This window comes from Pseudomonas sp. LBUM1653 (genome assembly GCF_059716115.1).
The window spans coordinates 5,508,655-5,532,539 of record NZ_CP166803.1 but is presented as its reverse complement, the minus strand read 5'-3'; the positions used below and the strand labels follow the sequence as shown (position 1 = coordinate 5,532,539).

19 protein-coding genes and 4 tRNA genes are annotated in these 23,885 nt (G+C 59.7%); 15 read left to right on the top strand and 8 right to left on the bottom strand.

Annotated elements, in window-relative coordinates; genetic code table 11:
• Positions 1-2: 2 nt before the first annotated feature.
• Positions 3-1,985 carry a bifunctional tRNA (5-methylaminomethyl-2-thiouridine)(34)-methyltransferase MnmC2/FAD-dependent 5-carboxymethylaminomethyl-2-thiouridine(34) oxidoreductase MnmC1 gene (mnmC, locus tag ACA054_RS24870; protein WP_497686624.1) on the bottom strand — a complete coding sequence of 661 codons (1,983 nt, stop codon included), beginning with the start codon at positions 1,983-1,985 and terminating at the stop codon, positions 3-5.
• Positions 1,986-2,145: 160 nt separating this feature from the next.
• Between mnmC and pap the strand changes: the two genes are divergently transcribed.
• Both pap and ACA054_RS24860 read left to right on the top strand, forming a co-directional pair.
• Positions 2,146-3,657, top strand: a complete 1,512-nt coding sequence (pap, locus tag ACA054_RS24865) for a polyphosphate:AMP phosphotransferase (RefSeq protein WP_497686623.1) — start codon at positions 2,146-2,148, stop codon at positions 3,655-3,657.
• A gap of 105 nt (positions 3,658-3,762) precedes the next feature.
• Positions 3,763-4,947, top strand: coding sequence for a thiolase family protein (locus tag ACA054_RS24860; protein ID WP_497686622.1), 1,185 nt, complete (start codon positions 3,763-3,765; stop codon positions 4,945-4,947).
• 139 nt (positions 4,948-5,086) lie between these two features.
• On the opposite strand, the gene ACA054_RS24855 is transcribed toward ACA054_RS24860, so the two are convergent.
• Entirely contained in the window at positions 5,087-5,281 is a 195-nt protein-coding gene (locus tag ACA054_RS24855) for a DUF6316 family protein (protein ID WP_497686621.1), read from the bottom strand.
• Between the two features lie 208 nt (positions 5,282-5,489).
• On the opposite strand from ACA054_RS24855, the gene ACA054_RS24850 reads away from it, so the two are divergent.
• Positions 5,490-6,449 carry a DMT family transporter gene (locus tag ACA054_RS24850; RefSeq protein ID WP_497686620.1) on the top strand — a complete coding sequence of 320 codons (960 nt, stop codon included), beginning with the start codon at positions 5,490-5,492 and terminating at the stop codon, positions 6,447-6,449.
• Positions 6,450-6,572: 123 nt separating this feature from the next.
• Here ACA054_RS24850 and ACA054_RS24845 read toward each other — a convergent pair whose 3' ends face one another.
• Entirely contained in the window at positions 6,573-7,967 is a 1,395-nt protein-coding gene (locus tag ACA054_RS24845) for a class II fumarate hydratase (protein ID WP_497686619.1), read from the bottom strand.
• A gap of 192 nt (positions 7,968-8,159) precedes the next feature.
• Here ACA054_RS24845 and ACA054_RS24840 point away from each other — a divergent pair, with 192 nt between their 5' ends.
• From ACA054_RS24840 to ACA054_RS24810, 7 genes are all read left to right on the top strand, one after another.
• On the top strand, positions 8,160-8,684 hold the full coding sequence (locus ACA054_RS24840) for a DUF2059 domain-containing protein (RefSeq protein WP_497686618.1): 525 nt from the start codon (positions 8,160-8,162) through the stop codon (positions 8,682-8,684).
• A gap of 13 nt (positions 8,685-8,697) precedes the next feature.
• Complete coding sequence (locus tag ACA054_RS24835; protein WP_497686617.1) at positions 8,698-8,997, top strand: BolA family protein; 300 nt, start codon at positions 8,698-8,700, stop codon at positions 8,995-8,997.
• Positions 8,998-9,169: 172 nt separating this feature from the next.
• Entirely contained in the window at positions 9,170-10,111 is a 942-nt protein-coding gene (gene trhO, locus ACA054_RS24830; RefSeq protein WP_497686616.1) for an oxygen-dependent tRNA uridine(34) hydroxylase TrhO, read from the top strand.
• A 36-nt stretch (positions 10,112-10,147) separates the two neighbouring features.
• Positions 10,148-10,750 carry a DsbA family protein gene (locus ACA054_RS24825; RefSeq protein ID WP_497690365.1) on the top strand — a complete coding sequence of 201 codons (603 nt, stop codon included), beginning with the start codon at positions 10,148-10,150 and terminating at the stop codon, positions 10,748-10,750.
• Positions 10,743-12,560, top strand: a complete 1,818-nt coding sequence (locus ACA054_RS24820; protein WP_497686615.1) for an ABC transporter ATP-binding protein — start codon at positions 10,743-10,745, stop codon at positions 12,558-12,560. Before ACA054_RS24825 ends, ACA054_RS24820 begins: the two co-directional genes overlap by 8 nt.
• Positions 12,561-12,698: 138 nt before the next feature.
• Positions 12,699-15,158, top strand: a complete 2,460-nt coding sequence (locus ACA054_RS24815; protein WP_497686614.1) for an EAL domain-containing protein — start codon at positions 12,699-12,701, stop codon at positions 15,156-15,158.
• 45 nt (positions 15,159-15,203) lie between these two features.
• A complete protein-coding gene (locus ACA054_RS24810) occupies positions 15,204-15,998 on the top strand; it encodes an iron-containing redox enzyme family protein (protein WP_497686613.1) in 795 nt (264 codons plus the stop codon).
• A gap of 66 nt (positions 15,999-16,064) precedes the next feature.
• Here ACA054_RS24810 and sugE read toward each other — a convergent pair whose 3' ends face one another.
• The 3 genes from sugE to rdgC form a co-directional block, all read right to left on the bottom strand.
• Positions 16,065-16,379 carry a quaternary ammonium compound efflux SMR transporter SugE gene (gene sugE / locus ACA054_RS24805; protein ID WP_007945200.1) on the bottom strand — a complete coding sequence of 105 codons (315 nt, stop codon included), beginning with the start codon at positions 16,377-16,379 and terminating at the stop codon, positions 16,065-16,067.
• 131 nt (positions 16,380-16,510) lie between these two features.
• Positions 16,511-17,476, bottom strand: coding sequence for a bile acid:sodium symporter family protein (locus ACA054_RS24800; RefSeq protein ID WP_497686612.1), 966 nt, complete (start codon positions 17,474-17,476; stop codon positions 16,511-16,513).
• 153 nt (positions 17,477-17,629) lie between these two features.
• A complete protein-coding gene (rdgC, locus tag ACA054_RS24795) occupies positions 17,630-18,550 on the bottom strand; it encodes a recombination-associated protein RdgC (RefSeq protein WP_008060875.1) in 921 nt (306 codons plus the stop codon).
• A 159-nt stretch (positions 18,551-18,709) separates the two neighbouring features.
• On the opposite strand from rdgC, the gene ACA054_RS24790 reads away from it, so the two are divergent.
• From ACA054_RS24790 to ACA054_RS24770, 5 genes are all read left to right on the top strand, one after another.
• Positions 18,710-18,785: transfer RNA gene (locus tag ACA054_RS24790), tRNA-Val, on the top strand.
• A 19-nt stretch (positions 18,786-18,804) separates the two neighbouring features.
• Positions 18,805-18,881: transfer RNA gene (locus ACA054_RS24785), tRNA-Asp, on the top strand.
• Positions 18,882-19,079: 198 nt separating this feature from the next.
• Positions 19,080-19,155, top strand: a tRNA-Val gene (locus tag ACA054_RS24780).
• Positions 19,156-19,174: 19 nt separating this feature from the next.
• Positions 19,175-19,251 (top strand) — tRNA-Asp (locus ACA054_RS24775).
• Positions 19,252-19,458: 207 nt separating this feature from the next.
• Entirely contained in the window at positions 19,459-20,853 is a 1,395-nt protein-coding gene (locus ACA054_RS24770; protein WP_497686611.1) for a hypothetical protein, read from the top strand.
• On the opposite strand, the gene ACA054_RS24765 is transcribed toward ACA054_RS24770, so the two are convergent.
• Positions 20,842-21,984 (bottom strand): catalase family protein, encoded by a 1,143-nt coding sequence (locus tag ACA054_RS24765; RefSeq protein ID WP_497686610.1) that lies wholly within the window; start codon positions 21,982-21,984, stop codon positions 20,842-20,844. The genes ACA054_RS24770 and ACA054_RS24765 overlap by 12 nt on opposite strands.
• On the bottom strand, positions 21,981-23,789 hold the full coding sequence (locus ACA054_RS24760) for a di-heme-cytochrome C peroxidase (RefSeq protein ID WP_497686609.1): 1,809 nt from the start codon (positions 23,787-23,789) through the stop codon (positions 21,981-21,983). Before ACA054_RS24760 ends, ACA054_RS24765 begins: the two co-directional genes overlap by 4 nt.
• Positions 23,790-23,885 lie beyond the last annotated feature (96 nt).

The following is a 23,885-nucleotide window of genomic DNA, read 5'->3' as shown; positions in this document are numbered from 1 at the left end:
CCTCAGGCCTTGCCACGTATCAAACGACGCAAATTGAAGCGGTTAGGATGACAGGCCTCGGCCACGGCTCTGGGCAGCGGCAGCGGTTCGTCATCCAGCCACGCGGCGATCAATTCGCCTGACAATGGCGCTGTGATCAGTCCTCGCGAACCGTGGCCGCTATTGACGTACAAACCATCCAGCCAGGGGCAAGGGATGTCCGGGGTTTGCCGGGCATCCTTGCTCAATACGTTGTAGGCGTCGGCGAATGCCTGGCTGTCGGCCAATGGTCCGACAATCGGCAAGTAATCCGGGCTGGTACAGCGAAACGCTGCGCGACCTTCAAGTTCATCAGCTTGCAAGGTGTGCGCGCCGAGCCGAGCGACCAGATCCAGCGAGATTTCTTCGAGCATCTGCAAGTTGCCGAGATGTTCGGCCGTGGTCGGGGTCAGGTCGTCGCTGTTGAAATCGAAACTCGCCCCCAGGGTATGTTCGCCCAGGCGTGCTGGCGCGACATAGCCTTCGGCGCATACCACGGTACTCAGCGTCTGGCTCGCCGGGGTTTGGGGCAAGCGGGTGATTTGTCCGCGAATGCGCTTGAGCGGCAACTCGCTGCTGTAGGTGAATCGCTTGATCTCGGCAGCGCCGGCCAGCACCACGGCAGGTGCGTCGGTCAGCAACCTGTCGCCATCCCACGCTTGCCAACTTCCGCCCACACGGCGCAGCTCCAGCACATCGTGATGTGTCAGCAGCTCAATGTTCGATTGCCCAGCCTGCCATTGGCACAGCGCAGGCGGATGTACCCAACCGCCTTCGGGGTAAAACAGGCCCCCCGATGGCAGTGCAATACCGGCGCGAGCCTCGGCGCGTGCCTGATCGAGTGTGTGCAGCAAGTCACTGGGAAACGCCGTCGCCAATTGCGCCTGACGCTCGGCTTCTTTGGTATTGAAGGCCAGTTGCAAGACCCCGCAATCGTCCCAGTCAACGCCCCGTTGCAAATGCTCAAGCAAGCGTCGGGTGTAACCGAATCCACTGACAATCAATTGTGACAACGCTGTGCCGTGGGCGGAAAGCTTGAGGTACAGCACGCCCTGGGGATTACCCGAGGCTTCCTGCGCCAGCGCCTCGTGACGCTCCAGCAGACTCACCTGCCAACCGCGTGCAGCCAGGCTGGCGGCCGTAGCACAACCGGCCAGTCCGGCACCGATTACTAGCGCGCGACGTTTGCCGGTTAGCGAGGTCGGGCGGGCAAACCAAGGTTTCGCCACAGCGGGGGGCGGGATTTCTGCAGGCCAGCCGAGGAAGGTGCCGCGCAGGATTTCCCATTTGTGGCCGATGCCTGGCGTACGTTTCATCTTGAAGCCCGCGGCATTGAGCAGCCGGCGCACCCAACCTGTGCTGGTAAAGGTGCTGATGGTCGAACCGGGTGCCGCCAGGCGGGCGAGTTCGGCAAACAATTGGGCGGTCCACATGTCGGGGTTTTTCGCCGGGGCGAAGCCGTCGAGGAACCAGGCGTCGATCTGCGCGTCCAGTTGCGGTAGTTGCTCCAGTGCATCGCCGATCAGCAAGGTGAGCGTGACGCGGCCGTTATCCAGGACCAGGCGCTGGAAACCCTGATGGATCGCCCTGTATTGCGCCAGCAGTTGATCGGCGAACGGCTTGAGTTCCGGCCACAACGCCAGCGCCCGTTGCAGGTCGGACAGACTCAGCGGGTATTTTTCGACACTGACAAAATGCAGTCGCGCACCGGCCAGCGCGTGCTGCTCGAACAACTGCCAGGCGCACAAGAAATTCAACCCGGTACCGAACCCGGTTTCGCCAATCACCAATCGCCCGCCCGCCGGCAGCGCAGCGAAACGTTCACGCAAGGCATTCTGTTCCAGGAACACATAGCGGGTTTCGTCCAGCCCAGACAGGTCGGAAAAATACACATCATCGAACACCCGCGAGCGCGGGAGCCCTTGGTCGTCCCAGTCGATCTGGGCGTGGGGCATTACAGGTTTCATGGCAGGCTCGGTAACGGCAAGGTCGCCATTCTATCCGATCGCGGAAGGGATGCTTGATCCATGGCAAGGCCTGCTACGGCCGAAGCGATGAAAATGGGATTTCTCCCCCGCAGGAGAGGTCAATCCACTAGTCTTGCTCACATCTGCCAGGGAGCCATCCATGTTCGAATCCGCTGAAATCGATCACGCCATCGACAAAGAAACCTTTGACGCCGAGGTACCGGCCCTGCGTGAAGCCTTGCTTGAAGCGCAATTCGAACTGCGCCAGCAGAGCCGGTTTCCGGTGATCATCCTGATCAACGGCATCGAAGGCGCCGGCAAGGGCGAGACGGTCAAGTTGCTCAATGAGTGGATGGACCCGCGCTTGATCGAGGTCCGCACCTTCGATCAGCAAACCGACGAAGAACTGGCGCGGCCACCGGCCTGGCGCTATTGGCGGATGCTTCCGGCCAAGGGCCGCATGGGCATATTCTTCGGCAACTGGTACAGCCAGATGCTGCAGGCCCGGGTCCACGGTGTGATCAAGGACCCAAGGCTCGATCAAAGTATCAACGCCGCCGAACGCCTGGAAAAAATGCTTTGCGATGAAGGCGCACTGATCTTCAAGTTCTGGTTCCACCTCTCCAAAAAACAAATGAAGGCCCGCCTCAAGGCATTGGCCGACGACCCGCTGCACAGCTGGCGCATCAGCCCGCTGGACTGGCAGCAATCGCAGACGTACGACCGCTTTGTGAAATACGGTGAGCGCATTTTGCGCCGCACCAGTCGCGACTATGCGCCGTGGCATGTGATCGCCGGAAAGGATGCGCATTATCGCAGCCTGGTGGTGGGGAAAATTCTGCTCGAAGGCCTGCAGGGCGCCTTGAAACGACCGAAGATCCACCCGGAAAAAGTCAACGCCGCGCCGGTGTTCCCCAGTGTTGATCAATTGAACCTGCTCGACAGCCTCGACCTGAGCGTGCATCTGGCCAAGGGTGATTATGAAGAGCAATTGATCACTGAGCAGGCAAAGTTCTCCGGGTTGATGCGCGACAAACGCATGCGCCGCCACGCGTTGATGGCGGTGTTCGAAGGCAATGACGCGGCGGGCAAGGGTGGGGCGATTCGCCGGGTTGCCGCGGCGCTGGACCCGCGCCAATACAACATCGTGCCGATTGCCGCGCCTACTGAAGAGGAACGGGCGCAGCCGTATCTCTGGCGTTTTTGGCGGCATGTTCCCGCACGAGGGAAATTCACTGTATTCGACCGTTCCTGGTATGGCCGGGTGTTGGTGGAACGCATCGAAGGATTCTGCACCCCGGCGGACTGGCTGCGCGCCTACAGTGAAATCAACGACTTTGAGGAACAGATCACCGATGCCGGGGTGATTGTGGTCAAGTTCTGGCTGGCCATCGACAAGCAGACGCAACTGGAACGTTTCCAGGAGCGCGAAGAGATCCCGTTCAAACGCTTCAAAATCACCGAGGACGATTGGCGCAACCGCGACAAGTGGGACGACTATCGCTCCGCCGTCGGCGACATGGTTGACCGCACCAGCACGGAGATCTCGCCCTGGACGCTGGTGGAGGCCAATGACAAGCGCTGGGCGCGGGTCAAGGTATTGCGCACCATCAACCGTGCACTGGAAGAGGCGTTCGAAAAGGCGGACAAGCATTCGCGCAAGGGTAAGTAGTCAGGCGATGGTTACGCATACGCGGGGTGAATGATTGTCGCGGTCGGTAATTGGGTGGGCTTATGCTCGGTCCACTCTCAACCGACAACAACAATGAGGTATGCCATGCGTGAAGTGGTGATCGTCGACAGCGTGCGGACCGGCCTGGCCAAATCCTTTCGCGGCAAGTTCAACATGACCCGTCCCGACGACATGGCGGCGCATTGCGTCGACGCCTTGCTGGCGCGCACCGGCATCGACCCTGCCAGTGTCGAGGACTGCATCGTCGGTGCCGGCTCCAACGAAGGCTCCCAGGGCTATAACATCGGGCGCAACGTCGCGGTGTTGTCGCGCCTGGGCATCGGCGTCGCCGGCATGACCCTCAACCGCTTCTGCTCCTCGGGTTTGCAGGCGATCGCCATTGCCGCCAACCAGATCGCATCCGGTTGCAGCGACATCATCGTTGCCGGTGGCGTCGAGTCCATCAGCCTGACGATGAAAAGCATCAACACCGATCACCTGATCAATCCGCTGCTCAAGGAGCAGGTGCCGGGGATCTACTTCCCGATGGGCCAGACCGCGGAAATCGTCGCTCGACGTTACGACGTCAGCCGTGAAGAACAGGATCTGTACGCCCTGCAAAGCCAGCAGCGGACTGCCCAGGCACAAGCTGCGGGGTTGTTCGACGATGAAATCGTGCCGATGGCGGTGAAGTACCGGGTTGAAGACAAGGCCACCGGCCAGGTGCAGATTCTCGAAGGTGTCGTGGATCACGATGACTGCAACCGTCCTGGTACCACCCTGCAAAGCCTGGCCGGATTGAATCCAGTGTTTGCCGAGGGGGGCTCGGTCACCGCCGGTAACTCGTCGCAGCTGTCCGACGGCGCCTCCATGACCCTGGTGATGAGCCTGGAAAAAGCCCTGGCGCTGGGCTTGAAACCCAAAGCGTTCTTCCGCGGATTCTCCGTGGCGGGCTGCGAACCGGACGAGATGGGCATCGGCCCGGTGTTCTCGGTGCCGAAACTGCTCAAGGCCAAGGGCTTGCACATGGGCGATATCGATTTGTGGGAACTCAACGAAGCATTCGCCTCGCAGTGCCTGTACGCGCGTAACCGGCTGGAGATCGACAACGACAGGTACAACGTCAATGGCGGCTCGATCTCCATTGGCCACCCGTTCGGCATGACCGGCTCGCGTCAGGTAGGGCATATCGTTCGCGAGTTGCAGCGGCGCAATCTGCGTTACGGCATCGTCACCATGTGCGTGGGCGGCGGGATGGGGGCTACCGGGCTGTTCGAGGCGGTGCGTTAAACACCTTGGCATTTTGTAGTGATTGTTAAATAGCTATCGCGAGCAAGCTCGCTCCCACACTGGATCTTCGTCACACAGCAAATCCCTGTGGGAGCGGCGGTGCGGCGATCCGACTTGCCCGCGATGCAGGCGCCTCGGTTTACCGGCTCAACTGCAAAGATTGCACCCGCGCGATATACGCCTGAATCTCCTTCTGCGCCGCCTCCCGGTTGGCAAACGGCCCCTCCAGGGTGTTTTCCCGGGTGCTGAAATACAGCTCCCCATTCACCCGGCATAACCGGTCACTGCGAAAGTGCGTAGCGGGGGCGTGGTCCTGGGCGCGCATGCCGTACATGGCGATCTCCTGAGGGAAGTCCTGTGAGTGGCTCCGATCAGCTTATGCATGAACCACTTGCAGTGCCTGGCCATCTGATCGACGGCATCTCGCCAGAATAATGTTGCGACCTGCACAGTTTCATTCGCGGCCAAGCGTTAACTGTCCCTGTGTGTCACGCGGCTCAACCCCTAGAATGGCGCTACTTGTATTCCGGATTGGGGTTCGCATGCACATTTCATCGGGTCGCTGGGCTTATGGGCTGTTCCTGGCTTTGCTGACCTCGTTGTTGTGGGGGATCCTGCCGATCAAACTCAAGCAGGTGCTGCTGGTGATGGACCCGGTCACGGTGACCTGGTTTCGCCTGATGGTGTCCGGTGGATGCCTGTTCATTTACCTGGCGGCAACCAGGCGCCTGCCGAGCCGCAAAGTGCTAGGGCCGCGGGGTGGCTGGCTGGTGCTGATGGCGGTGCTTGGTCTGGTGGGCAACTACGTGCTGTACCTGATGGGGTTGAATCTGCTCAGCCCCGGCACCGCGCAACTGGTGGTGCAGATGGGCCCGATCATGTTGCTGATCGCCAGTGTGTTCGTGTTCAAGGAGCGGTTCAGCCTGGGGCAGGGGATTGGCTTGTTGGTGTTGTTGATCGGCTTTGCGCTGTTTTTCAACCAGCGCCTGAGTGAGCTGCTGACTTCGTTGAGTGACTACACCGCCGGTGTGCTGCTGGTGTTGCTGGCCTCCACGGTCTGGACGTTTTATGCGCTGGGGCAGAAGCAGTTGCTGACCGTGTGGAATTCGTTGCAGGTGATGATGGTGATCTACCTGTTCTGCGGGCTGTTGCTGACGCCTTGGGTGCATCCCCTGGAGGCGCTGCAATTGACCCCCGTGCAAGGCTGGCTGCTGCTGGCGTGCTGCATGAACACCCTGATTGCCTATGGCGCATTTGCCGAGGCGCTGGCGCATTGGGAGGCGTCGCGGGTCAGTGCGACACTGGCGATCACGCCGCTGGTGACCCTTGCCGCCGTTGCCGTGGCCGCCTGGTGGTGGCCGGAGTATGTCCACGCCGAAACCATCAATGGTTTGGGTTATGGCGGGGCGGTGTTGGTGGTATTGGGGTCGGCGTTGGTGGCGTTGGGGCCGTCGTTGATTGCCGGGCTCAAGGCTCGCAAGGTGCGGATGGCAGCCAGTTAGACCGCGTCATCGTTCTTCGTCGGAACGCCGCCCGGAGCCGGCTCGCTCCCACATTTGATCCGTGCACCGTTCATTGTGGGAGCGAGCCTGCTCGCGAAGACTGACTACCAGACGCTAAAAATCTCAGCCCTTGGCCCCAGCCTCCAGCATATTCTCTGGCCTTACCCAGGCATCAAACTGCTCATCAGTCAGATACCCCAGCTGCAACGCCGCTTCCCGCAACGTCAGCCTCTCTGCATAGGCTTTCTTGGCGATCTCCGCCGATTTGTCATAACCAATGTGCGGGTTCAGCGCTGTCACCAGCATCAAGCCTTGTTCCAGGTGTTCAGCCATTTTTCCGGCGTCCGGTTCCAGGCCGGCGATGCAATGCTGCTGGAAGTTGCTGCAGCCATCGGCCAGCAGGCGGATCGATTGCAGCAGGTTGTGGATGATCACCGGCTTGAACACATTCAGCTGCAAGTGACCCTGGCTCGCCGCGAAGCCGATGGTCACGTCGTTGCCCAAGACCTGGCAGGCCAGCATCGACAGCGCTTCGCACTGGGTCGGGTTGACCTTGCCCGGCATGATCGAACTGCCCGGTTCGTTGGCCGGCAGTTTCACTTCGGCGAAGCCGGCGCGCGGACCTGAGCCCAGCAAGCGCAAGTCGTTGGCGATTTTCATCAGCGTCACGGCGAGGGTTTTGAGCGCGCCGGACAATGTGGTCAGCGGCTCGTGGCCGGCCAGGGCCGCGAACTTGTTCGGTGCGGTGATGAACGGCAAGCCGGAAAGAGCGGCAAGTTCCGCGGCGATGGCTTCACCGAAGCCGTGGGGCGAGTTCAGCCCGGTGCCCACCGCCGTACCGCCCTGGGCCAGTTCATAGACCGCCGGCAGCGCGCTGCGGATCGCCCGTTCGGCGTAATCGAGCTGGGCGATGAACGCCGAGATTTCCTGGCCAAAAGTGATCGGCGTGGCATCCATCATGTGGGTGCGGCCGGTCTTGACCAGTTTCATGTGGCGGGCCGATAACTCGGCCAGGCCACCGGACAGTTCGCTGATTGCCGGCAGCAGGTGCTGTTGCACCGCCTGTGCCGTAGCGATGTGCATGGCCGTGGGGAAGCAGTCGTTGGAGCTCTGGGAGCGGTTGACGTGATCGTTGGGGTGCACCGGGGACTTGCCGCCACGCGGGTTGCCGGCCAGTTCGTTGGCGCGTCCGGCGATCACTTCGTTGACGTTCATGTTGCTCTGGGTGCCGCTGCCGGTCTGCCAGACCACCAGCGGGAATTGATCGTCATGCTCGCCGTCGAGCACTTCATCGGCCGCTTGCTCGATCAGCCTGGCGATGTCGGCGGGCAAATCGCCGTTACGGTCGTTGACCCGTGCTGCCGCTTTCTTGATCAGCGCCAGGCCGTGCAGTACCGCCAGCGGCATGCGTTCGTTGCCGATGGCAAAGTTAACCAGCGAGCGTTGCGTTTGAGCACCCCAATAGGCCTCATCCGGGACTTCAACCTGGCCCAGGCTGTCGGTTTCGATTCGGCTCATCATGCACACTCCTGTAGGTCTGATTGCGCAGTTTAGGCCGTGATCGGCGGCCGTGGTTCCATCAGTCTGGATTCTGCTCATTCAACCCCTCTAAATCAGACGCGACAAGGCTTGGGGTTGAGCGACAGAGTTTTTTAGGCGCAGAATGGTCGTCCTTGGGGTTTTACCTCGCCTGCTAGAAAAGGAAACTCGATGACTCGTCTTCGTGCCATCTGTACCGCGGTTGCACTGGTCTGCGCCAGCGGCCCTGTTTTTGCCGATACCGCCAGCCACAACGCCAGTGCCGAGGCTTTCCTGACCCTGGCGCATGCCGACAAACTGGGTACTCCGGTGTACATGCAAGTACAGCAGATGTTCGCCCAGCGCTTTCAGCAAACCAAAGCCCCCGAGTCGAAAAAAGCCGTACTGGAAACCTACCAGGCCAAGGCCAACGCCGCTCTGGACCAGGCCATTGGCTGGAATAAGCTGAAGCCGGACATGGTCAAGCTCTACACCACCAACTTCAGCGAGTCGGAACTCAAGGACCTGGTCGCGTTCTACCAGTCGCCACTGGGCAAGAAAGTCCTGGAGAAAATGCCGCAGCTGACCCAGCAATCGGCCCAGATGACCCAGGCCAAGCTGGAAAGCGCGGTGCCTGTTGTCAACAAGCTGCTGGCTGACATGACCGCCGAGCTGGAGCCTAAAGGCGCCGCCGCTCCAGCCAAGAAAAAGCCTTGAGCCGGAGTTGGGCATGAGCATGCAACAACGCATTGAATCGACACTGAGCCTGCTACAGCCCGAGCATTTGCAGGTGCTGGATGAAAGCCACATGCACAGCCGCGGCTTACAGACCCACTTCAAGGCCGTGGTGGTCAGTGCGCAGTTCGAAGGCTTGAACCGGGTCAAGCGCCACCAGAAGGTCTACGGCACGCTTGGGGAGCTGATGGGCGAGTTCCATGCCTTGGCGTTGCACACCTACACGCCTGAGGAATGGGCGCAAATTGACGCGGCGCCTGCTTCGCCGACCTGTGCGGGCGGCAGCAAATCCTGATACGTCCCTTGTAGGAGCCGGCTTGCTGGCGATGGCGTCCTCAAGATCGCCATCGCCAGCAAGCCGGCTCCTACAATTATTTGTTAGAATGTCCAACGCGCCGCTCCTGCGGCGCGTTTTTTTTTCGCATCCGGTTCACCCCTTACGAGGGTAGCCACCTGGAGATTTACCCATGACACAACAGATTGTCGTGGCGGCACTGTATAAGTTCGTCACCCTGCAAGATTACGTCGCCCTGCGCGAGCCCCTGCTCCAGGCGATGGTCGACAACGGCATCAAAGGCACGCTGCTGATCGCCGAAGAAGGTATCAACGGCACCGTGTCCGGCAGCCGCGAAGGCATCGACGGGCTGATGGCCTGGCTCAAGAACGATGCGCGCATGGACGACATCGACCATAAAGAGTCGTACTGCGACGAACAGCCGTTCTACCGTACCAAGGTCAAGCTCAAGAAAGAGATCGTGACCCTGGGCGTCGAAGGCGTCGACCCGAACACAAAAGTCGGCACCTATGTCGATCCACAAGACTGGAACGCGCTGATCAGTGATCCGGAAGTCCTGCTGATCGATACCCGCAACGACTACGAAGTCTCGATCGGCACCTTTGAAGGTGCTATCGACCCGAAAACCACCAGTTTTCGCGAATTTCCTGACTATATCAAAGCCAACTTCGACCCTGCCGTGCACAAGAAGGTGGCGATGTTCTGCACCGGCGGCATTCGCTGTGAAAAAGCCTCGAGCTACATGCTCAACGAGGGCTTCGATGAGGTCTACCACCTCAAGGGTGGCATTCTGAAGTACCTCGAAGAGGTGCCTCAGGAAGAAACCAAGTGGCAGGGCGACTGCTTCGTGTTCGACAACCGCGTAACGGTTCGCCACGACCTGAGCGAAGGCGACTACGATCAATGTCATGCCTGCCGCACACCGATCAGCGTCGAAGACCGCGCGTCCGAGCACTACGTGGCCGGGATCAGTTGCCCGCATTGCTGGGATACGCTGAGCGAGAAAACCCGTCGCAGCGCCATCGACCGGCAAAAGCAGATCGAACTGGCCAAGGCGCGCAACATGCCGCACCCGATCGGCTACAACTATAAGCAAGCATCCACCGAGGCCTGAACCATGTCTGCACGCCTGCTCTATGTGATGGACCCGATGTGTTCCTGGTGCTGGGGCTTCGCGCCGGTTGCCAACGCATTGGTCGAGCAGGCGCAAGCCTCAGGCGTGGACGTGCACCTGGTGGTGGGTGGTTTGCGCACCGGTAGCGGCGCGGCGCTGGAGCCGACTACCCGCCGCTACATACTTGAGCACTGGCAGGCGGTCACCGAGGCCACCGGCCAGCCCTTCAAGCTCGACGGTGCGTTGCCCGAAGGCTTCGTCTATGACACCGAGCCGGCCTGTCGGGCGCTGGTGACGGCACGCGGTCTGGCGCCGGATTGTGCGTGGAAGCTGCTCGGGTTGATCCAGCATGCGTTTTACGCCGAAGGTCGCGATGTCACCCACGCCAGCGTCCTGGTTGAGTTGGCGGAACAGGCCGGGGTGCCCCGCATCGAGTTCGCCGCCGCTTTCGACCGTGCCGATACGCACGCCGCGACGGCTGCCGATTTCACTTGGGTCCAGGACCTGGGCATTGCCGGTTTCCCGACGTTGCTGGCTGAACGCAATGGTCAATTGGCGTTGCTGACCAATGGCTATCAGCCCCTCAGTGTCCTGTCCCCCTTGCTCGGCCGCTGGCTGGAGCGCGCTGCCTGTGCATGATCTGGCCAACGACACCCCAACCGTTAAACGTGTCGACCGGCTGAGCTGGGCAGAAATCCGTCGTCTGGCCCTTCATCACAAGAAATCCCTGTGGATCGCCAACGGTGTTGCCGTGTTGGCGACCCTATGTAGCGTGCCGATTCCCTTGCTCCTGCCATTACTGGTGGACGAAGTGTTGTTGGGGCACGGCGACGCCGCGCTGAAAATCATGAACCTCGCACTGCCTGAGGTCTGGCAGAAAGCCGCGGGCTACATCGGCTTGATGCTGGTGGTGACCTTGGCCCTGCGTTGCGCGGCATTGCTGTTCAACGTGGTGCAGGCGCGCTTGTTCGCCGCCTTGGCCAAGGACATCGTCTACCGCATTCGCATCCGCCTGATCGAGCGACTCAAGCGCATCTCGCTGGGGGAATACGAAAGCCTGGGCAGCGGCACGGTGACCACACACCTGGTGACCGATCTCGACACTCTGGACAAATTCGTCGGCGAAACCCTCAGCCGGTTCCTGGTGGCCATGCTGACGCTGGTCGGCACAGCGGGCATTCTGCTGTGGATGCACTGGCAACTGGCGCTGTTGATCCTGTTGTTCAATCCGCTGGTGATCTACGCCACGGTGCAGTTGGGCAAGCGGGTCAAGCACCTGAAGAAGCTCGAGAACGACAGCACCTCGCGCTTCACCCAGGCATTGACCGAAACCCTGGACGCGATCCAGGAAGTGCGTGCCGGTAACCGCCAGGGGTTTTTCCTCGGTCGTTTGGGGCAACGCGCCCGGGACGTTCGCGATTACGCGGTGAACTCGCAATGGAAAACCGATGCTTCGAACCGGGCCAGCGGTTTGCTGTTCCAGTTCGGCATCGATATTTTTCGTGCCGCAGCCATGCTTACCGTGCTGTTTTCCGACCTGTCCATCGGCCAGATGCTCGCGGTATTCAGCTACCTGTGGTTCATGATCGGTCCAGTCGAGCAACTGCTGAATTTGCAGTACGCGTATTACGCTGCCGGCGGCGCATTATCGCGGATCAACGAGTTGCTTGCCCGGGCCGATGAACCCCAATACCCGGGTGGTATCGACCCGTTCAAAGGTCGCGAAACCGTTGGCATCGAAGTCCAGGGCTTGAGTTTCGGTTACGGCGACGAACTGGTCTTGAACCAGATGGACCTGTCCATTGCTCCCGGCGAAAAAGTCGCGATTGTCGGTGCCAGCGGTGGTGGCAAAAGCACGCTGGTGCAGTTGCTGCTGGGCTTGTACACGCCGCTGGCCGGGACCATCCGTTTCGGCGGTTCGACCCAACAGGAGATCGGCCTGGAAACCGTACGAGAAAATGTCGCGGTGGTCCTGCAACACCCGGCGCTGTTCAACGACACGGTACGCGCCAACCTGACCATGGGCCGTGAGCGCAGCGACGAGGCTTGCTGGAACGCCCTGGAAATCGCGCAATTGCACACCACGGTACGCGAGTTGCCCAATGGCCTGGACAGCATTGTCGGGCGATCCGGCGTGCGCTTGTCCGGCGGCCAGCGCCAACGCCTGGCCATTGCGCGGATGGTGCTGGCCGATCCCAAGGTGGTGATTCTCGACGAGGCCACCTCAGCGCTGGATGCCGCCACCGAATACAACCTGCACCAGGCGCTGGCGCGATTCTTGAGCAACCGCACCACGTTGATCATCGCGCACCGCTTGTCCGCGGTGAAGCAGGCCGATCGGGTGCTGGTGTTTGACGGTGGGCAGATTGCCGAGGATGGCGACCATCAGCAACTGATTGCCGATGGTGGTCTATACGCCAAGCTTTATGGGCATTTGCAGCAGCACTGAGTCAGCGCCACAGCATCTTGAGTGGAGTTTCCCGCAATGGGAGGAGGGGTTGCCGCTTGCCGGGATGCGGAAGGCCCCCTAGTCTAGCTGTAGCGATCACGTGGATGATGATCTGGCAGTGCTAAAACAAGGGACCTCATGAATCAAACGCGGACTCTCGGAACGCCACGGTTGCTGGGCATCGTCTGGCCATTTATCGCCGTTGTGTTATTTCAGGCCCTGTTGGGGGGCGTCAGTCTTTATGTATTGTCGGCGGTGCGCGGTTATGTTGCCGGTGAAAGCCTGTGGTCCAAGGGCCAGAAGGACGCGATCTATTACCTCAATCTGTATGCCGACAGTCGCGACGAGAGCAAATTCCTCAAGTACCAGGAGGCCATTGCCGTCCCTCAGGGAGGGCACGAGCTGCGCCTGGCACTGGACCAGCAACCACCCGATATCGAGGCGGCCAGGCGGGCGATTCTCAAGGGTGGCAACCATCCCGATGACGTCCCTAGCCTGATCTGGCTATACCTCAATTTTCGCCATTTCAGCTACCTCGAAAAAGCCATCGATCGCTGGACCGTGGGTGACGCGTACCTGGTTCAACTCGATGACGTCGCCAGGGACATGCATCAGCACATCAGCATCAAGCAGGCCAACCCTGCCGACATCCAAGGCTGGAAGGAACAGATCTTCGCCATCAACAACGGGGTAACGCCGGCGGCAAAGGCCTTCAGCGATGCGCTGGGCGAGGGTTCGCGGATGATCCTGCGACTGCTGCTGGCGACGAACCTGGCCACCGCCCTCGGCCTGATCGCCCTGGCGCTGCTGCGCACGCATAAATTGCTCAAGCAGCGGCATGCTTTTGCCGACGCCCTGCAACTGGAGAAAGAGCGGGCGCAAATCACCCTGCAATCGATTGGCGACGCGGTGATCACCACGAATGTCGAGGGCGCGATCGCCTACATGAATCCGGCAGCCGAAGTCTTGACGCACTGGAAAGCCGAACAGGCGACAGGGTTGCCGCTGGCGGCACTGTTCAATCTGCTGGACGACAATGCCCAGGCCGATGGCTTTACCTTGATCGAGCACATCCTGAGCGGTCAGCTCAGTGGTGGCAGCGAACACTCCAAGCTCATTCAGCGCCTCGATGGCAGCACGGTGTCGGTCACCCTGGTCGGGGCGCCGATCCGCAATGCCGGGAAGGTCAGCGGTGCCGTGCTGGTGCTGCATGACATGACCCAGGAGCGGCAATACATCGCCAACCTGTCCTGGCAGGCGACCCATGATGCGCTTACCGGGCTCGCCAACCGCCGCGAGTTCGAATTTCGCCTGGAACAGGCGCTGCAGGTCCTGACGCGAACGCCTGGGCGCCACGCCTTGATGTTCCTCGATCTGGATCAGTTCAAGTTGGTCAACGATACCTGCGGACACGCGGCGGGTGACGAACTGCTGCGGCATATCTGTGCGCTGTTGCAATCCGGATTGCGCGAGGGCGACACCCTGGCCCGGTTGGGCGGTGACGAGTTCGGCATCCTGCTGGAGAACTGTGGACCGGAGGCGGCCGAGAAAATTGCCGAGGCGTTGCGCCAGACCGTGCAGAACTTGCACTTCGTCTGGAAGGGGCGGCCGTTCGTGACCACCGTGAGCATCGGACTGGTGCATGTCACTCAGCAGCCGACCACCCTGGAAGTCTCGCTGCGCGCTGCTGACATGGCCTGCTACATGGCCAAGGAAAAAGGGCGCAACCGTGTTCAGGTGTATCACGCCGACGACTCGGAGCTGTCCCTGCGCTTTGGCGAAATGGCTTGGGTGCAGCGCTTGCACATGGCCTTGGAGGAAGATCGTTTTTGTCTGTATGCACAGGAAATCGCCCCGCTCGGTCATATCGAACAGGGCGGCGGGCATATCGAAATTCTGCTGCGTCTACATGACGAAGCCGGGCGCATGATATTGCCCGACAGTTTTATTCCGGCAGCGGAACGTTATGGCCTGATGACTTCCTTAGATCGTTGGGTTGTACAGAACGTATTCAAGATCATTGCCCAATGTATAGCCGAAAAGCACAAAGGGCCTTTAGCGATGTGTGCGATTAATCTGTCAGGCACAACTATAGGAGATGAGGCGTTCCTGGACTTCCTGCGTCAACAGTTCATTACTTACGCAATACCACCTGAAATAATTTGTTTTGAAATCACTGAAACCAGCGCCATTTCCAATCTTGCTAGTGCAATTAGATTCATCAATGAACTCAAGGGCTTAGGATGCCTGTTTTCCCTGGACGACTTTTGCGCCGGTATGTCCTCATTCGCCTACTTGAAACATTTGCCTGTAGACTTCCTGAAGATCGACGGGAGTTTCGTAAAGGATATGCTGGACGACCCGATTAACCGCGCAATGGTCGAAGTGATCAATCACATCGGTCATGTCATGGGTAAGCGCACGATTGCCGAGTTTGTCGAAACACCCCAGATCGAGCAGGCATTGCTGGAGATCGGGGTTGATTACGCTCAAGGGTATGTCATAGAACGCCCGCATCTGTTTACCCGCGACAGCTTGCAAAGTCGTCCAGCCAGGCCGCAGCCCCTGTTGTTCAAGGCGCCCGGCACGTTCCGTTGAAGTCTCTCGTTGATCAGAACAATCACAATCAAAAGGAACCCGACAGTGATCGAGACATTCAACCGAACCGGCCCACTCATGGAAGCTGCAAGTTATCCCGCCTGGGCCCAGCGCCTGATTCAGGATTGCAGCGAGAGTAAGCGCCGGGTTGTAGAGCACGAACTGTATCAGCGCATGCGAGATAACCGACTCAGCGCCAGGACGATGCGCCAGTACCTGATCGGTGGCTGGCCCGTGGTCGAGCAGTTCGCGTTATACATGGCACAGAACCTGACCAAGACCCGTTTTGCCCGCCACCCGGGCGAGGACATGGCGCGTCGCTGGTTGATGCGCAATATTCGTGTCGAACTGAACCATGCCGAATACTGGGTGAACTGGAGCCGTGCTCACGGCGTCAGCCTGGAGGATCTGCAGGCGCAGCAGGTGGCACCTGAGCTACACGCATTGAGCCATTGGTGCTGGCACACCAGTTCCGCCGATTCGCTGATCGTTGCCATTGCCGCCACCAACTACGCCATTGAAGGCGCGACCGGGGAGTGGTCGGCGCTGGTCTGTTCCAATGGTCTTTACGCGGCGGCGTTTCCTGAGGAGGATCGCAAGCGGGCCATGAAGTGGTTGAAGATGCATGCCCAGTATGACGATGCCCACCCGTGGGAAGCGCTCGAAATCATCAGCACGCTGGCGGGCATGAATCCGAGCAAGTCATTGCAAGTGGAACTGCGTCAGGCCGTATGCAAGAGCTACGACTATATGTTCCTGTTCCTGGAACGTTGCATGCAGCTGGAGCATTCGGAAAAGGCCCCGGTGATGCGTGAGCGCCTGGCGCTGGCCGAAACCTGATCGGGTAGACGCCCATGAAAAAACCCGCCCCCTGACGACAGGGGGCGGGCTTTTTTTTTGCAGGCATCAGGCGCTGACTTTAAGCCCGACCAGCCCGGCGATGATCAATGCCACACTGGCCAATCGGAACAGCGCCATGGATTCGCCAAACAGAATGATTCCGGCAATCACTGTTCCGACAGCACCCACACCCGTCCAGATTGCATAGGCCGTGCCCAGCGGCAATTCCTTCATGGCCAGGCCCAGCAAGCCAAGGCTGACTGCCATGGCCGCTACAGTGAGGGCGGTGGGCAGCGGACGGCTGAAGCCGTCGGTGTACTTGAGGCCAACGGCCCAGCCCACTTCGAACAGACCCGCGAAAAACAGAATGATCCAGGACATGGAAGACCTCCATCGATTGACGGGGTCGTCCCCAGGTTAATGACTCGATCGAGCCGCGAGGTCGTCCTCGCGTTGCGCAATATAGTGCCCAGCATTAACCCGGGGATCAAGTTTTCGAACAAGTTCGCGGTTCAGTCAGCCGCCTGCTGAGCCGCGACCTGGCGATCTTGCTTCTCGCTCATGCGGCGGAAGTACGTCGAGAGCAGCGCCCCGGATATGTTGTGCCAGACACTGAACAGTGCGCTCGGCACCGCCGCCAGCGGCGAGAAGTGCGCGCTGGCCAAGGCTGCACCCAGTCCGGAGTTCTGCATGCCGACTTCCAGTGCCAGGGATTTGCGCTGGGCCAGTGGTAGCTTGAACAGGCGCCCGGTGAAGTAGCCCACCAGGTAACCGAAGCTGTTGTGCAGCATGACCACGGCCATGATCAACAGTCCCGACTCGGCAATTTTCGCCTGGCTGGCGGCCACCACAGCGGTGACGATGATCACGATGCTCACCACTGAAACCAGAGGCAACACGTCCACCGCGTGGCGAACCTTGTTCCCGAGCAGACGCTGGGCAACGACACCCAGCACGATCGGCAGCAGCACCACCTGGAGGATCGACCAGAACAGCTCCATGAACGACACCGGCAGCCAGGCGGAAGCCAGCAGCCAGATCAAGGCCGGCGTCAGCAGCGGAGCGAGGAGGGTGGTCACTGCGGCGATGGCCACCGACAACGCCAGGTCCCCGCGTGCCAGCCAGGTCATCACGTTCGACGAGGTGCCGCTTGGGCAGCAGCCGACCAGAATCACACCGACGGCAATCTCTGGCGGCAAATGGAAAGCCTGGCAGAGCAACCACGCCACGCCGGGCATGATCACGAAATGCGCCACCACGCCCAAGGCAACACGCCACGGATGGCGGGCGACTTCGGCGAAGTCTTCGAGCTTGAGGGTCAGGCCCATGCCGAACATCACCAGCCCCAGCAACGGCACGATGGCGCCTTTGAGGCCAATGAACCAAGCCGGTTGCAGGAACGCCACGACGGCGAAAATCAGTACCCAGTAGGCGAAGGTGTTACCGACAAAACGACTCAATGCAGCCAGTGCGCGCATGGCCTGATCCTTGTTATTGAAGTGATTTCAGAAGCACCAAAAAACCTGTGGGAGCGAGCTTGCTCGCGATAGCGGTATAACAGCCAAAAAATATATCGACTGATACTCCGCTATCGCGAGCAAGCTCGCTCCCACAGGGGAAATCTATAGGCTTTAAATCCCCTGCGGAGTCTCTTCGCCACCCAGCGCTTCAACCAATGCCGGCAGGAAGTCACCGAAGGTCAGCATCATCAGGGTGAAGCTGGCATCCAGTTGGCCGAGGGCTTCATCGCCACCGTCCTGTTCCGCCTGGTCTTGCAGCAGGTCTTCGAACTTCAGGCGCTTGACCACCATCTTGTCGTCGAGGACGAAAGACAGTTTGTCCTGCCAGGCCAGCGACAGCTGAGTGACCACTTTGCCGGTGCTCAGGTGCAGCTGAATCTCTTCGCTGGTCAGGTCCTGGCGTTTGCAACGCACGATGCCGCCGTCTTCGTGGGTGTCGCGCAGTTCGCACTCGTCCAGCACAAAGAAGTCGTCCGCGGCTTTCTGGGTGGTGACCCACTCGGTCATGGTCGCGGTCGGGGACATTTTCACTGTCAGTGGGCGCACCGGCAGTGTGCCGATCACTTCGCGCAGGGTGGACAACAGGTCCTCGGCGCGTTTCGGGCTGGCCGAGTTGACCAGGATCAGGCCCTGTTTCGGCGCGATGGCGGCGAAGGTCGAGGAGCGACGGATAAAGGCGCGCGGCAGGAAGGCCTGGATGATTTCATCCTTGATCTGATCGCGTTCCTTTTTATAGACCTTGCGCATTTGCTCGGCCTCGATCTCTTCGACCTTCTCCTTCACCGCGTCACGCACGACGCTGCCCGGCAGAATGCGTTCTTCCTTGCGCGCGCTGATCAGCAGGAAATCACCGCTGACGTGCACCAGGGGGGCATCTTCGCCCTTGCCGAACGGCGCGACGAAACCGTAGGTGGTCAACTCCTGGCTTGCACATGGACGCGCCAGCTTGGTGGCCAGTGCAGTCTCCAACGCCTCGGCATCAACAGGCAGATCTTGGGTCAGGCGATAGATAAGCAGGTTTTTGAACCACATGGGGTGAGTCTCTCCTTTATACAAAGGGGGGCATTATTGTCTTCCGTGTGCCATAGGCCAACCCTTCTCTAAGCCTTTGGAAGGCATCAGAAAATTAATTAAAAAAGTGCTTGCCAGAGGTGGGGGCGCTCCGTAGAATGCGCGCCACACCGAAGCGAAGGGTGATTAGCTCAGCTGGGAGAGCGTCTGCCTTACAAGCAGAATGTCGGCGGTTCGATCCCGTCATCACCCACCATTCGTTTCAAGTGTTTAGCGCAGCGGTAGTTCAGTCGGTTAGAATACCGGCCTGTCACGCCGGGGGTCGCGGGTTCGAGTCCCGTCCGCTGCGCCATATTCGGTAACCTGGACCACTGAACGCCAGGTCACCACGGAAAAGCCCGCTAACGCGGGTTTTTTTCTGTCTCAAGTTTTTACGTTGTACCCGCAGGATGTGTCGTTCCACCGGTTTTCGGATTTATTTGAAAAAAACTTCAATTAAATCAACACATTACGAAAACTTGTGGCATAATGCGTCCCGTAACGAAGCGAAGGGTGATTAGCTCAGCTGGGAGAGCGTCTGCCTTACAAGCAGAATGTCGGCGGTTCGATCCCGTCATCACCCACCATTCGTTTCAAGCGTTTCGCGCAGCGGTAGTTCAGTCGGTTAGAATACCGGCCTGTCACGCCGGGGGTCGCGGGTTCGAGTCCCGTCCGCTGCGCCATATTCGGTTACCTGGAACACTGAACGCCAGGTCACCACAGAAAGCCCGCTCAATGCGGGCTTTTTGCTGTCTGGCGTTTGGCAATTCTGCTCTGGATGCCGTGGATATAACTATGTAGTGCCTGCAAGGCACGCTGCTTTCGGATGATGGGCAACGTTTCCATGACGGTCATGGAAAGCGTTCGAAATCTACCGAGAGACTGAAAGCATGAATATCCTCCCTCCAGAAATTGTTGTTTCGTCATCCTCTACCGATTCGGTAGCAGGATCGAATCCGGCTTTCCTGACCTGTGATGACGCCGCAGCCTGTATGCATGAGACGTTGAAAGGTCGGCGAGGTACCGAGTTCACGGGCTTTATCCTCAAAAACCAGGAAGGGCATTTTTTTTGTGCCCAGGAGGTGAGGGACGCCGATGAAAATGCTGATACACAACAAAACCCTGATTTCCCGTTAGCCGTATCCGTGAATCTCACAGGAGAGATGGATGTGCCGAGCGGATATACCCTCGAAGCGGGCTTGCTCTCCCACGTCGACAAGGTCAGAGGCATGGATGAAAGCACTGCGGAGTGGGGCCAGCGCAAGCTGTTCCATGCAGTTGCCGATTTGTCCAAGGTAATGTCTTCGCGACGTAAATATTCCAGATGTTATCTGTCGACAAGTGATGGCGGTCTCATCGCTTACACCTCAATCCAATCAGACTTCGAGAAGGAGTTGTCGCCCCGGCTTCAGAAAAAACCTGATGGTAGACCGCAAGCTTTCGAGAGCCTGTATGAAAGAGGTGCAATCCCAAGCAGTATCCTGATTTTGCTGGCATTGGCGGCCGGTAGTGTAACTACGCTGGTAGCCGGTAGTCTCTGGAGGCGTAGGGGCAAGCTGAAAGCCAGCTGGAGGAACGACATACTGCAGCACAATCCGCCGATAGAGCTGATGCCTGTCTGTGGGCCGGTCCTCGGGGATGCCAGTGCAGTGGCTCATTATCTCCACGAGCAGATGCTCGAGTTATCGAACGAGCAGCAGTACGTCGGCATTGTTCTCAAGCACAAAACCCAGGATATTTTTGTCGTCACCGCACCTGTGTCGAGTGATTACGCCAGTTTCGACAGGCACATTCTCTTCCCCAGGGATCTGCACGGAAACATACTGCTCCCGGCAGAGTTTCGGGTTCACGGCTTCTATCACTCCATGAGCTCGATCGCTGCTGACAGGCTTCCCTCACAGGACCTGCAAACCTATAAAAACTTCTTCTCTATCAAAGATATGCGCATCGGGTTAAGCCGAGTGAGCGTAGCGCCTCATCATCGCTTGTTTCTGTGCACGCCTGATGGGGCTGTATTGCGTTTTGCCAAGCCGGAGCCGGAGAAAGTCCAGGGGCTGATGGCGCAACTGGATCCGCAAAACACTGGCTATCCAGATTTTGAACAAAAAATAGTGAGCGGTGAATTGCGTCCGCAAGCGTTTGTCGATCTGGTAGCGGCTGCCGGCACCCTGAGTGTCCTTTATCCGAGCGATGTCTGGCCAAAGGGCCGGGTCCAGGCTCCAGCTCCAGCTGGGGCTGCGGCTGCGACGGTGTTCATTGAGTCCGAGTCCGAGTCAGCGCAGTGAAGCCTCGGCATTGCGACTGTGTCGATAGTCGCTGACCGCTTCATAAACAGCTTTGCGCAGCCGGTTGATTCCGCCGATGGGGCGGTGCGCCTCAATCCCGAACCATGGGTTGAAAGACTGGTTATCGCATTGCAGGTTCAGTGCCGGGGTGTCGAAATCCTGGGCGGGCAGGGTGATCCGCGCCACCGTCTCGAAGGGAGCATCGCTTTCCTGCCATTCGATGCTGGTGTCCTCGATCGGCATGTACTTGCCCGGGTCTTGCCGCTGTATCTGCAAGACGAAACACGCCGGCATCCGATCGGTCGATAACTGCTGGTACAGCGCATTGCGCAGGAAATTCGGCAACTTCTGATTCTGCGCGGGTAGGGTGTAGGCCGGGCAGCTGTCAGGATCCGGCATGACCCGAAACTTGGCATTGGCCTCACCGAACTTGTAGGGCGAAACCGAAAAGTAAGTTGCCCGCGTCGGACTTTCCGGGGCGGGGGCGAGTGTCGCCAGGGCGATAAACAGATGGCGGAGCTGCCAGGTGCGCGGGTCCCGGCTCGGGAAGAACGCCAGTGCCTTTTTGCCGTCCGCCTGGGCGGCCACATTCTGACGATACTCGGCGACATCGCTGACAAAAAAGTTCGGATGACTGAACATCACGAAGTCCTGTTCACCTCGACCCGGTTGATCGCTGAGCAACTGTTTGCCGGGCACATCGTGCAGCTTGATCGCCATGCCCCGAGCATCACGGATGCTGTCGAATTGAGGGTAGGCGTTGCCATTGGACAGGCGCAGGGTCGCCTGCCAGGTTTTGCCCGGTTCGCTGAACACCCCTTGACGCAGGTCGTTCACCAGGTCCGGCAGCACTTGAATCTCGGCTTTCACGCAGCCGTGGGCCTTGGCGTGGGCATCGCGCAGGTAGCGGGTGCTTTCACGGTGCTGGTCGACGATACGCACCGCCGTCTGGATGATGTCCTGGGTCATCGCGGCTTCGCCATCGGGTATCAGCTCTTGCGCCGACACCGGTCCACGGTGCTGCCAGGCGAACCACGCCGTGGCTAATGCCCAGCCGAGTAACCCCAGGCCCAGCAAACAGAGCAGGGTCTTGCCGAGAAAGGCGCCCAGGCGCATCCACAGAAATTTCATGGCAGTTGCGCCTCCAGGGGGCCGCCCAGCACTTTCAAATACTCCAGCAACGCCCAGCGCTCTTCGGGTTGCAGCAAGCGGCCGATCACGCCGTTGCCACGCTTGCCGGCGCGGAATTCGTGGCCGCTGTTGTGATTTCCGGTAATGCGGGTGTCGAACACAAAGCCATTGGTAAAAGCTTCTGTGCGATAGCCCAAGTGCCTCGGGTCGTACTCGAAGGTGCCTTTGTAAAAGGTGGTGGCGCGTTCGTTCTGGGGCGAAAGCAATTGATAAATACTCGGCACCGAACCATTGTGCAGGAATGGCGCCGTTGCCCATACGCCCGCCAAGGGGCGGACCTTGTAGGCACGCAATTCCTGGACCCCGATCGGCAGGCCGAAGCCATCCATGTCCGCTCGCTCGGTCGGCGTGATGGCGGCCTCGCGATAGGCGCGGTTGCCGACGAATGCCGTGACGTAGGCCAACCCCTTGGCGACCGAAAGCTGGCTCATGTCCAGAGGTTCGGTGGGGGCTGGATGCAGTTGTACGTCCAGTCGCGCCAGCTCGGCCGGGTCCCACTGCAAGGCCGTCAGGTCGAAGCGGTGATCGGCGATATTGTTGGCTGCGCCGGGGTCGGTGCCGATCACCTCCACTGGCAGCATTTTCAGCTGTTGCACCGGGCGCCCTTCGCTGAGGCTGACGTGCGGTACGTGGCAGCCGGCGCAGTTCTGCGTGAACAACGTGCGACCCTTGGCGGCCAGCGGTTTGTCGACCGCGCCCAGCCATTCTTCCGGCCAGGCTGGCGGCTTGAGTCGTTGCAGGGTTTGCTCGATCAGGTGTAAATCACGCACCCGGACGCTGGACGGATAGCGATTGTCGCCCTTGAGTGGCTGCCCGTCGCTATCGAAAAAGTTCAGCGTGGCGCCTACCCCCAGAGCTTCTCCGATATTGCGCGCCATGGGCTGCTGCGCCGAGCCATTCCATTGCACCCAGTCGAAGGTCCACATGTCCCACAACTGCGGGTAGTCGACGGGGGCATTGGCCACGCGGTAGTTGGCGGGGGAAATCGCGTCGCCGAAGCTGGCGTTGGCAATGCGCCCGAACGCGTCGGTACGTCCGGGACCTTCTTCGGTCGGGTAGAGCCCGCGATGAGTGTCATTCCAGGCAACTTTGAGGAAGGTATCGAGGGAGCCCTTGAATGCCTCGCGCAGCTGTTGGCGTCCGGCCTCGTAGTCAGGACCCAGGACCTTGCGGGCGAAACGTTCGAACTTCCATGGGTTGTAGTAAGTAGAAGCCAGGCTCGCCACCAGTGCCTGGCCAAAACTGCCGCCCTGCAGGGTGGGCACACTGGAGGGCAACACATGCTGCGCAGCGCCGCCGTCGATGCGCACGGCTTGACCGTTCAAGCGCAGTTCACCGGTGTGACAGGCGGCGCAGGTAATATCCAGAAATGTATCCGCACTTCCGGGATTCTGATGCCGGGCGAAGCCCACGGGCAGGTTGCCGGGGTTGTCCGGTGTGGGTTTCTGCTCAAGTTCGATCAGGAAACCGAAGCGCGCGAGGTACTCGGGAGAGGCAAATCGTCGTTGCGAAAACGGCAGTTCCAGGGCGGTGAACCAGTCGTAGTGCAAGCCCTTGACCTGAGTGCCCTGAGGCGTGAAATAGTAACGCTGGCGATCTTCGGCGCTCCATTGGTCCAGGTAATGCACCTGTTGCGCGGCCGCGTGGCGCGGCAGTTTCGGGTTGGCGATGTAGTACAGGACCACGGCCACGGCGAGGGCCGCCAGGGCAACAATCAGACCCAGCAAGCGGAGCAAAAGGCGCACGTTGAACATCCTTGTCGATTTTTTCTTCCGTTATGCCTCAGCGCCAGTTATGCGGCAAGAGGCCATTACGCCAGATGTTCAGCCCCCCTGAGCGCA

Coding starts and splice junctions, on each gene's coding strand:
- ACA054_RS24855 (WP_497686621.1), bottom strand. CDS start 5,281: ATGTACGGCATGCGCGCCCAGGACCACGCCCCCGCTACGCACTTTCGC.
- ACA054_RS24845 (WP_497686619.1), bottom strand. CDS start 7,967: ATGAGCCGAATCGAAACCGACAGCCTGGGCCAGGTTGAAGTCCCGGAT.
- ACA054_RS24815 (WP_497686614.1), top strand. CDS start 12,699: ATGAATCAAACGCGGACTCTCGGAACGCCACGGTTGCTGGGCATCGTC.
- sugE (WP_007945200.1), bottom strand. CDS start 16,379: ATGTCCTGGATCATTCTGTTTTTCGCGGGTCTGTTCGAAGTGGGCTGG.
- rdgC (WP_008060875.1), bottom strand. CDS start 18,550: ATGTGGTTCAAAAACCTGCTTATCTATCGCCTGACCCAAGATCTGCCT.
- ACA054_RS24825 (WP_497690365.1), top strand. CDS start 10,148: ATGTGTTCCTGGTGCTGGGGCTTCGCGCCGGTTGCCAACGCATTGGTC.
- ACA054_RS24765 (WP_497686610.1), bottom strand. CDS start 21,984: ATGAAATTTCTGTGGATGCGCCTGGGCGCCTTTCTCGGCAAGACCCTG.
- ACA054_RS24835 (WP_497686617.1), top strand. CDS start 8,698: ATGAGCATGCAACAACGCATTGAATCGACACTGAGCCTGCTACAGCCC.
- ACA054_RS24850 (WP_497686620.1), top strand. CDS start 5,490: ATGCACATTTCATCGGGTCGCTGGGCTTATGGGCTGTTCCTGGCTTTG.
- pap (WP_497686623.1), top strand. CDS start 2,146: ATGTTCGAATCCGCTGAAATCGATCACGCCATCGACAAAGAAACCTTT.
- mnmC (WP_497686624.1), bottom strand. CDS start 1,985: ATGAAACCTGTAATGCCCCACGCCCAGATCGACTGGGACGACCAAGGG.
- ACA054_RS24860 (WP_497686622.1), top strand. CDS start 3,763: ATGCGTGAAGTGGTGATCGTCGACAGCGTGCGGACCGGCCTGGCCAAA.
- ACA054_RS24770 (WP_497686611.1), top strand. CDS start 19,459: ATGAATATCCTCCCTCCAGAAATTGTTGTTTCGTCATCCTCTACCGAT.
- ACA054_RS24840 (WP_497686618.1), top strand. CDS start 8,160: ATGACTCGTCTTCGTGCCATCTGTACCGCGGTTGCACTGGTCTGCGCC.
- trhO (WP_497686616.1), top strand. CDS start 9,170: ATGACACAACAGATTGTCGTGGCGGCACTGTATAAGTTCGTCACCCTG.
- ACA054_RS24800 (WP_497686612.1), bottom strand. CDS start 17,476: ATGCGCGCACTGGCTGCATTGAGTCGTTTTGTCGGTAACACCTTCGCC.